Raw genomic sequence first — 12,987 nt, forward strand, 5'->3', positions numbered from 1 at the left:
GCGCTTCATTGAGGAAGTCAGTTTCTATGAAAAACGTTAAAGTCAGCCTTGCCTGGCAGATCTTAATCGCCCTTGTGCTGGGCATCTTGCTGGGCAGTTACCTTCACTATCACAGCGACAGCCGCGAATGGCTGATTGCGAACCTGCTCTCACCGGCAGGGGATATCTTCATTCATCTGATCAAGATGATTGTGGTTCCGATTGTGATCTCGACGCTGGTGGTCGGTATTGCGGGCGTCGGCGATGCGAAGCAGTTAGGTCGTATTGGTGCAAAAACCATTATCTATTTCGAAGTGATCACTACGGTTGCGATCATTCTTGGTATCACTTTGGCGAACGTGTTCCAGCCGGGTTCCGGGATCGATATGTCGCAGCTGGCAACGGTGGATATTTCGAAATACCAAAGTACGACCGCTGACGTGCAGAGCCATGCGCATGGCCTGATGGGCACAATCCTGTCGCTGGTGCCGACCAACATCGTGGCGTCGATGGCGAAGGGCGAAATGCTGCCGATCATCTTCTTCTCGGTACTGTTTGGTCTGGGGCTCTCTTCTCTGCCCGCGACGCACCGTGAACCGCTGGTGACCGTGTTCCGCTCTATTTCCGAGACCATGTTTAAAGTGACCCACATGGTGATGCGTTACGCGCCGGTAGGGGTGTTCGCGCTTATTGCCGTCACCGTGGCGAACTTCGGTTTTGCCTCCCTGTGGCCGCTGGCGAAGCTGGTGATCCTGGTGCACTTCGCCATCCTGTTCTTCGCACTGGTGGTGCTGGGCATCGTGGCGCGTCTGTGCGGGCTGAGCATCTGGATCCTGATCCGTATCCTGAAAGATGAGCTGATTCTGGCCTACTCCACGGCAAGCTCTGAGAGCGTACTGCCGCGTATTATTGAGAAGATGGAAGCCTACGGCGCGCCTGCCTCTATTACCAGCTTCGTGGTACCAACCGGTTACTCCTTTAACCTGGATGGTTCCACGCTGTACCAGAGTATCGCCGCTATCTTTATTGCCCAGCTGTACGGCATTGACCTGTCGCTGTGGCAGGAGATCGTCCTGGTACTGACGCTGATGGTGACGTCTAAAGGTATCGCAGGCGTACCGGGCGTTTCGTTCGTGGTGCTGCTGGCGACGCTGGGCAGCGTAGGCATTCCGCTGGAAGGTCTGGCCTTTATCGCCGGTGTGGACCGTATCCTCGACATGGCGCGTACGGCGCTGAACGTGGTGGGTAATGCGCTGGCGGTGCTGGTTATAGCCAAATGGGAACACAAATTCGATCGTAAAAAGGCGCTGGCGTATGAACGCGAGGTGCTGGGTCGTTTTGATAAGACTGCTGACCAGTAATGTAACGTTGTCTTCCCTCTCCCCTTTGGGGAGAGGGTTAGGGTGAGGGGATTTTATTCCCCGCTCAACGCATCAAACTCTTCGCACCCCGTATCAAACCCTTCCGTACAGCTCAGGTTCAACCAGTACAGTGCTTTCTGTTTATTGGGCGTGATAAAGCCTTTCTCACCCTGCCTGAACAGCATCCCAGCCCAATACTCGGCATAGCCGGTACGCGAAAGGGCTGAACTCCGCTTGAACCAGGAGGCAGCCTGCACGTCATCCTGCGCTACCTCACCGCCGTTGGCATAAATCAGCCCCAGGAGCAGTTGGGCATCGACCGCAGAGTCGCTGTCGATATCTTCGGTCGCCGTTTGCAGCAGTCTGATGGCCTGGGGATAGTCAGTTTTCCCCGCCTGAGTATTCACCAGAATGCGCGCCAGCATGATCGCACCGCGTTTGCTGCCAGCAATGTTTGCCTGTTGGGCCAGGGCTTTGGCCTGTGCGTAATCACCTTGCGTAAAGAGGATTTGCGAGAGCAACCCCATGGCGTCGACATCGCCGCCTTTCGCGGCTTTCTCGGCCCACAGCGCGGCCTGCTTGCTGTCGCCGGAGCTGAAGTACGTATCGGCAAGATAATACTGGGCGCGGGCATCGCCGGCTTCCGCCTGTTTCCGATACTGGCTGCCTATCTCATCCGCGCGGGCAAAGGACGTTAAAAACAATAACAACAGAAAAATGGCTTTCATGGACTCTTATCATCTGGGTACACGCCGCGCAGTATAATCGCGGGCGCAAAAGAAAAAAACGGGTGCATTAAGACCCCAGCATCCTACAAGCCGGGCGGAACCGTTGTTCCGCCCGTAGAGATTAGCCTGCGTTGCAGGCTAATTTTGCCGCCACCTCCTGATGCTCACTCTTTATTGAGAACTCGCAGAGCTTACCGCGAGTAATAAAGGTAAAAATCACTATCGTCAGGCAAACAATAAAGACGATGCCTAACGCAGTTTTTAATGGCGTCATGCCTTTTACTCCTTGTCAAAAAAAGAATAAGAGGCTACTCTCAACCTGTTGGGAGTTGAGGGAGTAGCCTCGGGTAAATGAAAATTTCCCGGGGCTTTCCACTTTCTGTCCCTCAACAATGCTCAAGACAGAAAGTCTTAAGCACCCGCCGCATATCTTATCTCTCTGAATTAAAATGCAAAGATGTAATTTTATTCTGCGTAAATTACATTATTTCTGCGAGCCGCTTTACAGAATAATAATTTCTATTTCTTATGAATTAATTGGAAATAAAAAGGGAGTGAATATATCACTCCCTTTATTCAACGTTCAATTAACGGCTTTAACCCATTGCGCTTTCGCGCAGTCGGGCTTTTAGCTTGTTATATTCCTCTATCACGTATTGTTCCGCCGCGTGCTGATCCGCAATCGGCTCAACGTTAACGGCGCAGTATTTATACTCCGGCGTTTTGGTTATCGGGCTTAAGTTCTCCGTCACCAGCTCGTTGCAGGCACCAATCCACCACTGGTAGGTCATATAGACCGCCCCTTTGTTCGGGCGATCGCTGACCTGCGCGCGGGTGATGATCCGCCCTTTGCGCGAGTTCACCCACACCAGGGCTTCGTCCTCAATACCAAGGCGTTCAGCATCTGCGGTGTTGATTTGCGCATAGCCCGGTTCGTCCGCCAGCGCGGCCAGCGCGGCGCAGTTACCGGTCATTGAGCGGCAGGAGTAATGGCCCACTTCACGTACGGTGGAGAGCACCATCGGATACTCGTCGGTGAGTTTATCGATCGGCGCGACCCAGTCGCAGGTGAAGAACTGCGCCAGCCCGTTCGGGGTGTCGAATTTCTCCTTAAAGAGATAGGACGTGCCTTGATCGGCCTCTGACTCATCCCTGCACGGCCACTGGATGTACCCCAGCTCACCCATTTTTTCATAGGTGGCGCCGTAGAAGTCCGGACACAGACTGCGCAACTCGTCCCAGATCTCCTGGGTGTTGTTGTAGTGCATCGGGTAGCCCATGCGGGTGGCGATTTCGCTGATGATCTGCCAGTCCGTTTTCAGATCCCACTTCGGCTCGACCGCCTTGAAGAAGCGCTGGAAGCCGCGGTCCGCCGCCGTATAGACGCCTTCATGCTCGCCCCAGGAGGTCGACGGTAAAATCACATCCGCCGCCGCCGCAGTTTTGGTCATGAAGATATCCTGGACAATCACCAGCTCCAGATCCTCAAACCCTTTACGCACTGCAGAAAGCTCGGCGTCGGTCTGAAGTGGATCTTCACCCATGATGTAGGCCGCACGCACTTCGCCATGCGCCGCGCGGTGCGGCAGCTCGCTGATGCGATACCCGGTGTGTTCCGGCAGGCTTTCCACGCCCCAGGCCTTCGCGAACTTGGCGCGGTTTTCCGGAAACTTCACGTACTGGTAGCCCGGATAAGTATCCGGCAGCGCGCCCATATCGCAGGCGCCCTGCACGTTATTCTGACCACGCACCGGGTTCACGCCAACGTGGGCTTTACCCAGATTACCGGTCAGCATCGCGAGGCTGGTGAGCGAGCGCACGGTTTCCACGCCCTGGTAGAACTGGGTTACGCCCATACCCCAGAGAATGGCGGCGGTTTTTGCCCCGGCATACATTCTGGCCGCCTGACGAATCTCCTGTGCGCTGACACCGGTTATCGCTTCGACGGATTCAGGCGTATAGCCCTCGACTATTTTCTTATACTCTTCAAAGCCTTCTGTACGGGTCGCGACAAACGCCTGGTCGTACAGGTTCTCCTCAATAATGACGTGCCCCATTGCGTTCAACAGCGCGATGTTTGAGCCGTTTTTCAATGCAATGTGCATATCCGCAATGCGCGCGGTTTCAATTTTGCGCGGATCGCAGACGATGATTTTCGCCCCATTCTGTTTAGCGCGAATAACGTGGTTCGCGACGATAGGGTGAGAATCCGCCGGGTTATAACCAAAGATGAAGACGAGATCGGTATTATCTATCTCGTTGATGGCGTTACTCATTGCGCCGTTACCGACCGACTGGTGCAGACCTGCAACCGATGGGCCGTGTCAGACGCGAGCGCAGCAGTCGACGTTATTAGTACCAATAACGGCGCGCGCGAATTTTTGCATCACATAGTTGGTTTCATTTCCCGTCCCGCGGGAAGAGCCGGTAGTCTGGATGGCATCCGGGCCATACTTGGCCTTGATGGCGCTCAGGCGCGCGGCGACGTAATCCAGCGCCTCGTTCCAGGAGACGGCTTCCAGCTTGCCGCCGCGCTCGCGGCGGATCATAGGGGTTTTCAGGCGCGGGGTAAGGATTTGGGTATCGTTAATAAAATCCCAGCCGTAGTAACCTTTCAGGCACAGCGTGCCCTGATTGGTTTTCCCCTGTGCGGCCTCCGCCCGGACGATTTTGCCGTTATCGACCACCAGGTGGATCTTGCAACCTGAGGCACAATAAGGGCAAACCGTGACGACTTTTTTCATCAGTCTGCTCCAGTTAATCGAATCGTTCGCACCCACTATGCAGCTTCTATGCCATGTTTTTTGTATGGGTATCCCCTGACTTTACGGCCCATCCGGGGTGAAAACCCTGACAAAAAGCAGTCAATCGTCAAAATTGACGTGTCGACGGGGCGGCGGATGTGACATGGGTTGAATTTCCGTCACTGAAAAAACCTTTTGACTGGAGCCGACGGCAGAATAGTTCAGACTTAACATAATCCCCTGACGGAAGCATACGATGAAACCGGCGATTCTGGTGGTTGATGACGATACGGCAGTCTGCGAACTGCTTCAGGATGTGCTGAGCGAGCACGTCTTTAGCGTGCTTGTCTGCCATAACGGCCAGGATGCACTGCGGCAGGTGCAACAGGAGCCAAATATCGCGCTGGTACTGCTGGATATGATGCTGCCGGATATTAATGGACTGCAGGTTCTGCTGCAGCTGCAAAAGCAGCGTCCGGCGCTACCGGTTGTGATGTTAACCGGCCTGGGCAGCGAGTCAGACGTGGTGGTGGGGCTGGAGATGGGGGCCGACGATTATATTGGCAAGCCGTTCAACCCGCGCGTGGTGGTCGCCCGCGTAAAAGCGGTACTGCGCCGTACGGGCGTGCTGGCTGCGGAACCCTCCGCAGCGCCCGTTGCGGGCATTGCGTTTAACGGATGGACGCTTGATACCACCCGCTGCGAGCTGAGCGATCCGCAGCGTAATCCCGTCCCCTTAACCCAGGGCGAGTATGGCCTGCTGCTGGCGCTCACGCAGAATGCCCGTCGGGTGCTAAGCCGTGACAGGCTGCTTGAGCTGACCCACAGCGAAAGCGCCGACGTGTTCGACCGCACGATTGACGTGCTGATCATGCGCCTGCGCCGGAAAATAGAGGCTAACCCGCATCAGCCTGCGCTCATCAAAACCATTCGCGGGCTGGGTTACGTGTTTGCCACCGACGTGAGCCGGCCCGAGCAGGCGGCATAAGGCTTACGTTATTGCCGGAACAATGATGGCGGCAAAAATTGCGATGATGCACAGATACTTGAGGGCGTAATAAGCCTTACGGTTTCTTTTTTTCAGACGCTGCCCCCGCTCGCGGCCCGCATGAACGTATTTAAAAATGCGGTTTATGCCGCCGGTGCTGTCATTTTCGTCATTCGGTGAGCTGGCTGCAGACATCAGCGTGGTCCCCACCCAATGGTTAACCGCCTGCGCCCAGCGCCATTTCATCGGACGCTCAATATCGCAGAAGAGAATAATGCGCGTTTGATCCGATTTATTCTCTGCCCAGTGGACGTAGGTCTCATCAAAAATAACGGCTTCACCATCCCGCCAGCTGTGGCGCTGCCCGTCGACTTCAATAAAGCATCGGTCGTCATTCGGTGTGAATAACCCCAGATGGTAACGAACCGAGCCCGCATAGGGATCACGATGCTTGCCAAGCTTTGCACCCGCCGGCAGCTCGGCAAACATGGCCGCCTTCACCGAGGGGATTTCACTCACCAGCCGGGTCGTCACCGGGCATAAAGACTGCGCGGAGGGATGGGCATCGGCATACCATTTCAGGTAAAACCGTTTCCAGCCGCGTTTAAAAAAGGTGTTAAAGCCGGCGTCGTTATTATTTTCCGCCGCCTTAATATGGTGCTGCAAACGCAGCGCCTCTTCGCGAATAATCAGCCAGTTTTCCGTCAGCTTATTTAATTCAGGAAAACGTTCTGTTTCAAAGAAAGGCTGCCTGGCGGGCAGGGAAGAAAAAGCCGTCATAAACATATTGATGGGCGCCATGAACGTCGAATGGTCGAAGAGCTGACGGGAAAGCGTCTGTTTTTCTTTGCCGCGTGAATGCGCATAAATAACGCTGATAATGAAAATACCGATGATGATGGCTGCGAACATTTTTCCCTTGTCCTCTTTCTATCTCATTTCGGAAAAGCGTGCGGACAAAGTGCTGCCCACGCCGAATATGCCAGATGGAGAGAGTGTAGTTCGGAGATGTAAAATTCATAGATCTGTAATGAAAAATCGCAATTATTGTTAAATTAAACACTCTCGCGAATAAACGCCTGCAGCTCGGCCAGCGTTTTTGCGCCATCAATCGCATTGGCGGCCAGCAGGCTTGCTCGCGCGCAGGCGTGCGCCAGATAAATACTCTCTGTTAGCGGCAGCGATTCATGGCAGCCGTATAAAAAGCCTGCGCAAAAGGCATCGCCCGCGCCGACGCTGCCGATAATCTCTTCCTGCTCCAGCATCCATGACGGGATCCAGCGACCCTCTTCACCATGTGCTTCTCCCCATGCGCCTTCCGGACAGTGGATCACCACCCGCTGGCGTACGCCTGCCGCCAGCAGCTGCGCCGCGGCGTCGGCGATATGGGCAACGTGCGGGGCGTCGTTTTCATCACGCATTGTCAGGCCGCTAAACTCACCGGCCTCCAGCTCGTTAATGACCAGATAGTCGAGATGGCGCAGGGCAGGGAGCACCAGCGGCTGATAGCGTGGGTCGCCCTTGCGGGAAACCAGATCGAGCGAGGTTTCATACCCCTGGTCGCGCATCTGCGCCAGCAGCCGCGCGCTGCGGGTGCCAAATTCGTCATCGGGCATATCCAGGCTGTCGAGCAGCAGGAGATAGCCGAGATGGAAGATCTTCATCGATCCGTCTAAGCGATCGAAGGCGGGTAGATCCAGCAGGCGGTTGGCCCCCGGCGAGTGGAAAAAGGTGCGCTGTCCGCTGGGATCGGTCATCACCTGCGACATGGAGGTTGGCGCAAATGTGGTGCGCTGAACGCGCTGGCGGTTGACGTGGTACTGGTCGAGCATTGCCAGAATGTAGTCCCCGTCGCCGTCTTCGCCAATCAGCCCCACCGCCTGCAGCGGCAGGCCAACGTGCATTTTCGCCAGCGTCAGCAGGACGTTGAGCGGCGCGCCGCCGGTTGAGCGTTCGCTGTGGGTGATTTCCGCCAGCCAGCCGCGCTCTGGCCACTGCACGATCTGGTGGACGTGGTCCACCAGCATATTGCCTGCGGCGATGATGCCTTTACGTTCCATTATGCCTGCCCCGCGCTGCCGAAGATGCGCATCTGTTCGGCGACCGTATCCGTAATCGCCTCTTCTATCCCCAGCAGCAGCTCGGCAAACTCGTCGTACAGCGGCTGGCGGTTAGCCATGCGCTGCTCCACGGCGGCGAGCGCGGCCTGCGACATCCCGGTATAGAAATTGATTTTATGAATGCCCAGCTCGATGGCGCGGCGGAAGTCAGCATCGCTAATCCCGGAGCCGCCGTGTAAAACCAGCGGCAGCCCCGTCTGCTGACGAATGGCGTCCAGGCGCGGGAAATCGAGCTTCGGCTCGCCTTTATACTTGCCGTGCGCGTTGCCGATGGCGACGGCCAGCGCGTCGATGCCGGTTGAATCAACAAATTCGCGCGCCAGCTGCGGATCGGTGAAGAAGGCTTCATCCGCATGTCCGTAAAGCGAGCCGCCTTCATCGCCACCGACCGCGCCCAGCTCCGCCTCCACCGACACGCCGACCGCGTGGCACATTTTCACCACTTCCCGCGTCTGGCGGATGTTTTCCTCGTAGCTCAGCGTAGAGCCGTCGAACATCACCGAGCTGAACCCTAAGCGCAGGGCGCGCACGACGGCGTCAAAATGCAGGCCGTGGTCGAGGTTGAGCACCACGGGAATATCGTGACGGGCGGCTTCGAACTTAACCGCTTCGACAAGAGAATCCAGCGACACGTACTTAAAATGCACTTCGGCGATGTTGATGATAAACGGCGAGCGTTCCTGTTTTGCGGCGGCGAACAGCGCGCGCAGGAAGTGGGAGTCGAGCACGTTAAACGCGCCCAGCGCGTAGCGGTGCTGTCTGGCGTGCGCAAGACCGTCGGCAAGAGAAATTAATGGCATTATTTACCCCTTATATCCGAAACAGGTTGTACTCGTTGCACAGCACCAGCAGCGCCGGTTCGTCTTCTTCGATGTTGTTATAGCGGGCAACGGGCTGCAAAAAGTGGTTGTCGTGTTCATCGTCATTGACCGAGGACACTTCCCCGACCAGCACGTCACCGAAGCCGCGTTCGCCCCAGAAACTGTGGTAAAGACCGGGCGTCAGGCAGATGCTTTCCCCTGGTGTGAGGCGTAGCTGGCTGCCGGGCGCGTGGGTCTGACGGCAGCCGTCGACGGTGACCGTCACGTCGGTGTTTTCCGTCTCTTCATGCGCCCCGGCATTCCACAATTCTACAATCAGGTTCCCGCCGCCCCGGTTGATAATGTCTTCCCGTTTACGCCAGTGAAAATGCATCGGCGTCACCTGGCCGTCGCGCACGTGCATGATTTTTTCGGCATAGCATTTTTCATAAGGTACGCCGTTGGGCGAGCCGTTGCGCAGGGTAAACAGCGTCAGGCCCTCTGCGGCAAAGCTGTTGCCGCCGAACGCCGTCACGTCCCAGCCGAGCCTGAGATCGAACACTTCCTGCCACGCGGCCTGGTCAAGCTGCTGCCATTTTGTTGGCGGAAAGCTGGCAAAAGGCGGGAGATGCACGTCGTGCATGGAAAAGAACTGTCGCGTGTGGCCGAGAATTTCATTGATGTCGGAGCGTTTCATGGGGACTCCTTGAAAACAGTTCCCTCTCCCTGTGGGAGAGGGAAAAGGATCATTTAACCGTCCACCCCTTATACGTGCCGACGTTCTTTTTATCGATCATCGTCACCGGGATCAGCACGGGCGCTTTCGGCGCAGGTTTGCCCTGAAGAATGTCATAGCCGATCTCCACCGCTTTTGCCGCCATAACCTGCGGATCTTGCGCCGGGGTCGCGACAAACAGGGAGTTTTCGCGCTTCAGCGCTTCCTCACCATCCGGGCTGCCATCCACGCCGACAATAAAGAACTCATTGCGCTGCGCCTGCTTCGCGGCCAGATCGGCGCCGATCGCGGTCGGATCGTTAATCGCAAACACGCCGTCGATCTTCGGATTGGCCGCCAGCAGGGAGGTCATGACTTCCAGGCCGCCTTCACGACTGCCTTTGGCGTTCTGGTTATCCGAGAGCACCTTGATATCCGGATGTTTTTTGAACTCCGTCTGGCACCCTTCCACGCGGTTTTGCACCGCTGAGACCGGCGGTCCGTTGATGATCACCACGTTGCCTTTCCCTTTCAGGCGGTCAGTAATGTACTTACAGGCCATCTCACCCGCCTGGGTGTTATCGGAGGTGATGGTGGCATCAGCCCCTTCCGCCGCGACGTCAACCGCCACGACCACGATCCCGGCGTCCTTCGCGCGCTTCACCGCCGGGCCGATCCCTTTGGAGTCCGCGGCATTGAGGATGATCATGTCCACCTTCGCGGCGATGAAGTTGTCGATCTGCGCCACCTGCTGGCCCAGATCGTACCCGCTGGAGACCAGCGTCACCTTGACGTTATCCCCCGCCAGCTTGCGCGCTTCCAGCTCGGCACCTTTGGTGATCTGCACGAAGAACGGGTTAGCCAGGTCACCCACCGTCACGCCAATGGACTTCAGATCTTTCGCCTGCGCAAACGGCGTTGCGGCAAGCAGCGCGCCAGCACAGAGCGCGGTTACTAACGGTTTCAAACGCATCTTGTCTTCCTCACTCGTAGGGTATTGTTGTTATGCACTTTGATGATGTCGGGTACGGTATTTGTCGATCAGCACCGCAATGATGATCACCGCCCCTTTGATCACCAGCTGCCAGAAGTAGGAGACGCCCATCAGCGTCATGCCGTTATTGAGGGTGGCGATGATCAATGCGCCGACCAGCGTGCCGGTGATCGTGCCGATCCCGCCGACAAAGCTGGTGCCGCCGAGGATCACCGCTGCAATTGCATCCAGCTCGTAACCCGTGCCGAGGTTGCCGTTAGCGCTGTACAGGCGTGAGGCGCTCATGACGCCGCCGAGGCCGGAGAGCAGGCCGCTCATGCCGTAGACAAACAGCAGCACCAGCCAGACCTTGATGCCCGTTAAGCGCGCCGCCTGCATGTTGCCGCCCACGGCGTAGATGTGAACGCCGAGCGTGGTGCGTCGCAGGATGAACCAGCACACCGCAATTACCGCCAGGGCGATCACCACCAGCCAGGGGATCGGGCCGAGGTAGTTATTGCCGATCCACTCGAAGTTGATGTTGGAGTTAATGACCGTCGTACCGTCGGCCAGCAGATAGGCCGCGCCGCGCAGCGCCGTGTAGGTGCCGAGCGTGACGATAAAGGGCGGCAGCCCGGCAAAGGCCACCAGCGCGCCGTTGAACAGGCCCAGCACCATGCCGAGCATTAGCGCGGCCGGAATGGACAGCCCGGCGAATTCGGGAATGAGCGACACCACCATCGCCGCCACCGCCGTGGTGCCGAGAATCGACCCCACCGAGAGGTCAATCCCGCCGGTCAGGATAATGAAGGTCATTCCCGCCGCGAGCACGATGTTGATCGACGCCTGACGGGTGATGTTGAGCAGGTTGCTCTCGGTAAAGAAGTTCGGGGCGATAAAGCCAAATACCGCCACAATCAGGATAAGAATCGGCAGGATACCGACCGTTTGCATCAGATCGCTCATCAGCATTTTTTTGGCGGAGGCGGATTTCGCCACCTGCTGCGGACTGGTTGAATGTGTCATGGTTACACCGCCTGATGATGAGTGTCGTTTACGCCGGTTGCCAGCGTCATGATGTTTTCCTGAGAGATGTCGCGCCCGTGAAGCTCGCCCGCGATGCTGCCTTCCCGCATCACGTAAACACGGTCGCTCATCCCCACCACTTCCGGCAGCTCGCTGGAGATCATCAAAATCGCCACCCCTTTGCGCGCCATCTGGTTCATGATGCGGTAGATCTCGCTTTTCGCCCCGACGTCCACGCCGCGCGTGGGTTCGTCCAGAATCAGAATGCGTGGGCCAATCGCCACCCAGCGGGAGATGAGCAGCTTCTGCTGATTTCCGCCGGACAGCCCGCCCGCGCGCACCTGCGAATGGGGCACGCGGATGTTGAGCAGGGCGATGGCGTCATCGGAAATCGACTGGGCTTTTTTGCGGTTTAACATACCGAAGGTCGCGTCGCGCTCCAGCGTCGCCATAGTGATGTTCTCCTGCGCCGCCAGCTCCAGAAACAGCCCCTGCTCCTTGCGGTTCTCGGTGAGAAAACCGATGCCGTTTTCGATGGCCGCGCGCGGGGAGTGGATCACTACCGGCTCGCCGTCGACCTCAATCATGCCGCCGGTGGCTTTACGCACGCCGAAGATGAGCTGCGCCAGCTCGGAACGTCCGGCCCCCACCAGGCCCGCCAGCCCGACGATTTCGCCGGAACGCACCTGCAGGCTGCACGGCTGTACTTTTTTACCGTCGGTGAGGTGGTGGACGTTGAGACGCGGGCTGCCGAGGGGAATATCACGCTCCTTGTTGAACAGGTCGCTTAGCGGGCGGCCCACCATCATCTTCACCAGTTCCGACGCGTTCAGCTTGTCGCGCGTCAGGCTGCCGACGTACTGCCCGTCGCGCAGAACGCTGACGCGGTCAGAGAGTTCATAGACCTCCGCCATGCGGTGGCTGATATAGATGATCGCCATCCCTTCATCGCGCAGGCGCAAAATCAGTTCAAACAGGCGATGCGTTTCCCGTGAGGAGAGGGCGGCGGTGGGTTCATCCATCACCAGAATACGGCTGTTGCGGTGCAGCGCGCGGGCAATTTCCACCTGCTGCTGTTCGGCAATGGTCAGCTTCATCACCCGATCGGTGGCGCTGAACTGTGCGCCGAGGCGGTCAATCACCGCCTGCGCCTGGGCTGCCATCTCCTTGCGCTGGACCAGCCCGCCGCGCGACAGCTCGCTGCCGAGGAAGATATTTTCGGCTACGGTCAGATTGGGCGCGAGCTGCATCTCCTGATAAATCAGAGTGATGCCTGCGGCCAGCGCATCTTTCGGCCCTTTAATGTGAAACGGCTTGCCGTCGATCAGGATCTCGCCGCCGGTCGCGGTATAGGCCCCCGCGAGGATTTTCATCAGCGTGCTTTTTCCCGCGCCGTTTTCGCCCATCAGGGCGTGGATCTCACCGGAAAACACCGTCAAATCCACGCCCTTGAGCGCGTGGAAACTGCCAAACGTTTTGGCAATGCTGCGCATCTCTAATACCGGGGTTCTGCTCATGGCGGATCTCCTGTGAATGCCGATTTCTGCACTTCA

The 12,987-nt window shown here is 57.3% G+C and carries 12 protein-coding genes; 2 read left to right on the forward strand and 10 right to left on the reverse strand.

Annotated features, from left to right (window positions below; translation table 11 throughout):
• Positions 1 to 26: 26 nt before the first annotated feature.
• On the forward strand, positions 27 to 1,340 hold the full coding sequence (gene gltP, locus AB3N39_RS01615; RefSeq protein ID WP_024906735.1) for a glutamate/aspartate:proton symporter GltP: 1,314 nt from the start codon (positions 27 to 29) through the stop codon (positions 1,338 to 1,340).
• Positions 1,341 to 1,393: 53 nt separating this feature from the next.
• Here gltP and AB3N39_RS01620 read toward each other — a convergent pair whose 3' ends face one another.
• The 3 genes from AB3N39_RS01620 to fdhF form a co-directional block, all read right to left on the reverse strand.
• Entirely contained in the window at positions 1,394 to 2,068 is a 675-nt protein-coding gene (locus tag AB3N39_RS01620) for a tetratricopeptide repeat protein (RefSeq protein ID WP_115876905.1), read from the reverse strand.
• Between the two features lie 121 nt (positions 2,069 to 2,189).
• Positions 2,190 to 2,342 carry a Hok/Gef family protein gene (locus AB3N39_RS01625; protein WP_059386360.1) on the reverse strand — a complete coding sequence of 51 codons (153 nt, stop codon included), beginning with the start codon at positions 2,340 to 2,342 and terminating at the stop codon, positions 2,190 to 2,192.
• A 322-nt stretch (positions 2,343 to 2,664) separates the two neighbouring features.
• Positions 2,665 to 4,812, reverse strand: a complete 2,148-nt coding sequence (gene fdhF, locus AB3N39_RS01630) for a formate dehydrogenase subunit alpha (RefSeq protein ID WP_133293596.1) — start codon at positions 4,810 to 4,812, stop codon at positions 2,665 to 2,667.
• Positions 4,813 to 5,068: 256 nt separating this feature from the next.
• Between fdhF and AB3N39_RS01635 the strand changes: the two genes are divergently transcribed.
• Positions 5,069 to 5,800: a response regulator gene (locus AB3N39_RS01635; RefSeq protein ID WP_133293597.1), complete on the forward strand. Its 732-nt coding sequence runs from the start codon at positions 5,069 to 5,071 to the stop codon at positions 5,798 to 5,800.
• Positions 5,801 to 5,803: 3 nt separating this feature from the next.
• On the opposite strand, the gene lpxO is transcribed toward AB3N39_RS01635, so the two are convergent.
• The 7 genes from lpxO to AB3N39_RS01670 form a co-directional block, all read right to left on the reverse strand.
• Complete coding sequence (lpxO, locus tag AB3N39_RS01640) at positions 5,804 to 6,712, reverse strand: lipid A hydroxylase LpxO (protein ID WP_115876902.1); 909 nt, start codon at positions 6,710 to 6,712, stop codon at positions 5,804 to 5,806.
• A gap of 143 nt (positions 6,713 to 6,855) precedes the next feature.
• Positions 6,856 to 7,860 (reverse strand): carbohydrate kinase family protein, encoded by a 1,005-nt coding sequence (locus AB3N39_RS01645; RefSeq protein WP_111964190.1) that lies wholly within the window; start codon positions 7,858 to 7,860, stop codon positions 6,856 to 6,858.
• Entirely contained in the window at positions 7,860 to 8,720 is an 861-nt protein-coding gene (locus AB3N39_RS01650) for a ketose 1,6-bisphosphate aldolase (protein ID WP_136196018.1), read from the reverse strand. The genes AB3N39_RS01645 and AB3N39_RS01650 overlap by 1 nt, the downstream gene beginning before the upstream one ends.
• A 10-nt stretch (positions 8,721 to 8,730) precedes the next feature.
• Entirely contained in the window at positions 8,731 to 9,417 is a 687-nt protein-coding gene (locus AB3N39_RS01655; RefSeq protein WP_133293599.1) for a D-lyxose/D-mannose family sugar isomerase, read from the reverse strand.
• Between the two features lie 49 nt (positions 9,418 to 9,466).
• A complete protein-coding gene (locus AB3N39_RS01660) occupies positions 9,467 to 10,408 on the reverse strand; it encodes an ABC transporter substrate-binding protein (RefSeq protein ID WP_021242935.1) in 942 nt (313 codons plus the stop codon).
• Positions 10,409 to 10,438: 30 nt separating this feature from the next.
• The gene (locus AB3N39_RS01665; protein WP_133293600.1) at positions 10,439 to 11,434 is read right to left on the reverse strand and encodes a ribose ABC transporter permease; all 996 of its coding nucleotides are present in this window, start codon (positions 11,432 to 11,434) and stop codon (positions 10,439 to 10,441) included.
• A gap of 2 nt (positions 11,435 to 11,436) precedes the next feature.
• Positions 11,437 to 12,951, reverse strand: coding sequence for a sugar ABC transporter ATP-binding protein (locus tag AB3N39_RS01670; protein ID WP_133293601.1), 1,515 nt, complete (start codon positions 12,949 to 12,951; stop codon positions 11,437 to 11,439).
• Positions 12,952 to 12,987 lie beyond the last annotated feature (36 nt).

This window comes from Enterobacter vonholyi (assembly GCF_040834095.1).
GTDB classification, from domain to species: domain Bacteria; phylum Pseudomonadota; class Gammaproteobacteria; order Enterobacterales; family Enterobacteriaceae; genus Enterobacter; species Enterobacter vonholyi.

Coding starts and splice junctions, on each gene's coding strand:
- AB3N39_RS01655 (WP_133293599.1), bottom strand. CDS start 9,417: ATGAAACGCTCCGACATCAATGAAATTCTCGGCCACACGCGACAGTTC.
- AB3N39_RS01620 (WP_115876905.1), bottom strand. CDS start 2,068: ATGAAAGCCATTTTTCTGTTGTTATTGTTTTTAACGTCCTTTGCCCGC.
- AB3N39_RS01665 (WP_133293600.1), bottom strand. CDS start 11,434: ATGACACATTCAACCAGTCCGCAGCAGGTGGCGAAATCCGCCTCCGCC.
- AB3N39_RS01625 (WP_059386360.1), bottom strand. CDS start 2,342: ATGACGCCATTAAAAACTGCGTTAGGCATCGTCTTTATTGTTTGCCTG.
- AB3N39_RS01670 (WP_133293601.1), bottom strand. CDS start 12,951: ATGAGCAGAACCCCGGTATTAGAGATGCGCAGCATTGCCAAAACGTTT.
- lpxO (WP_115876902.1), bottom strand. CDS start 6,712: ATGTTCGCAGCCATCATCATCGGTATTTTCATTATCAGCGTTATTTAT.
- AB3N39_RS01645 (WP_111964190.1), bottom strand. CDS start 7,860: ATGGAACGTAAAGGCATCATCGCCGCAGGCAATATGCTGGTGGACCAC.
- AB3N39_RS01650 (WP_136196018.1), bottom strand. CDS start 8,720: ATGCCATTAATTTCTCTTGCCGACGGTCTTGCGCACGCCAGACAGCAC.
- AB3N39_RS01660 (WP_021242935.1), bottom strand. CDS start 10,408: ATGCGTTTGAAACCGTTAGTAACCGCGCTCTGTGCTGGCGCGCTGCTT.
- gltP (WP_024906735.1), top strand. CDS start 27: ATGAAAAACGTTAAAGTCAGCCTTGCCTGGCAGATCTTAATCGCCCTT.
- AB3N39_RS01635 (WP_133293597.1), top strand. CDS start 5,069: ATGAAACCGGCGATTCTGGTGGTTGATGACGATACGGCAGTCTGCGAA.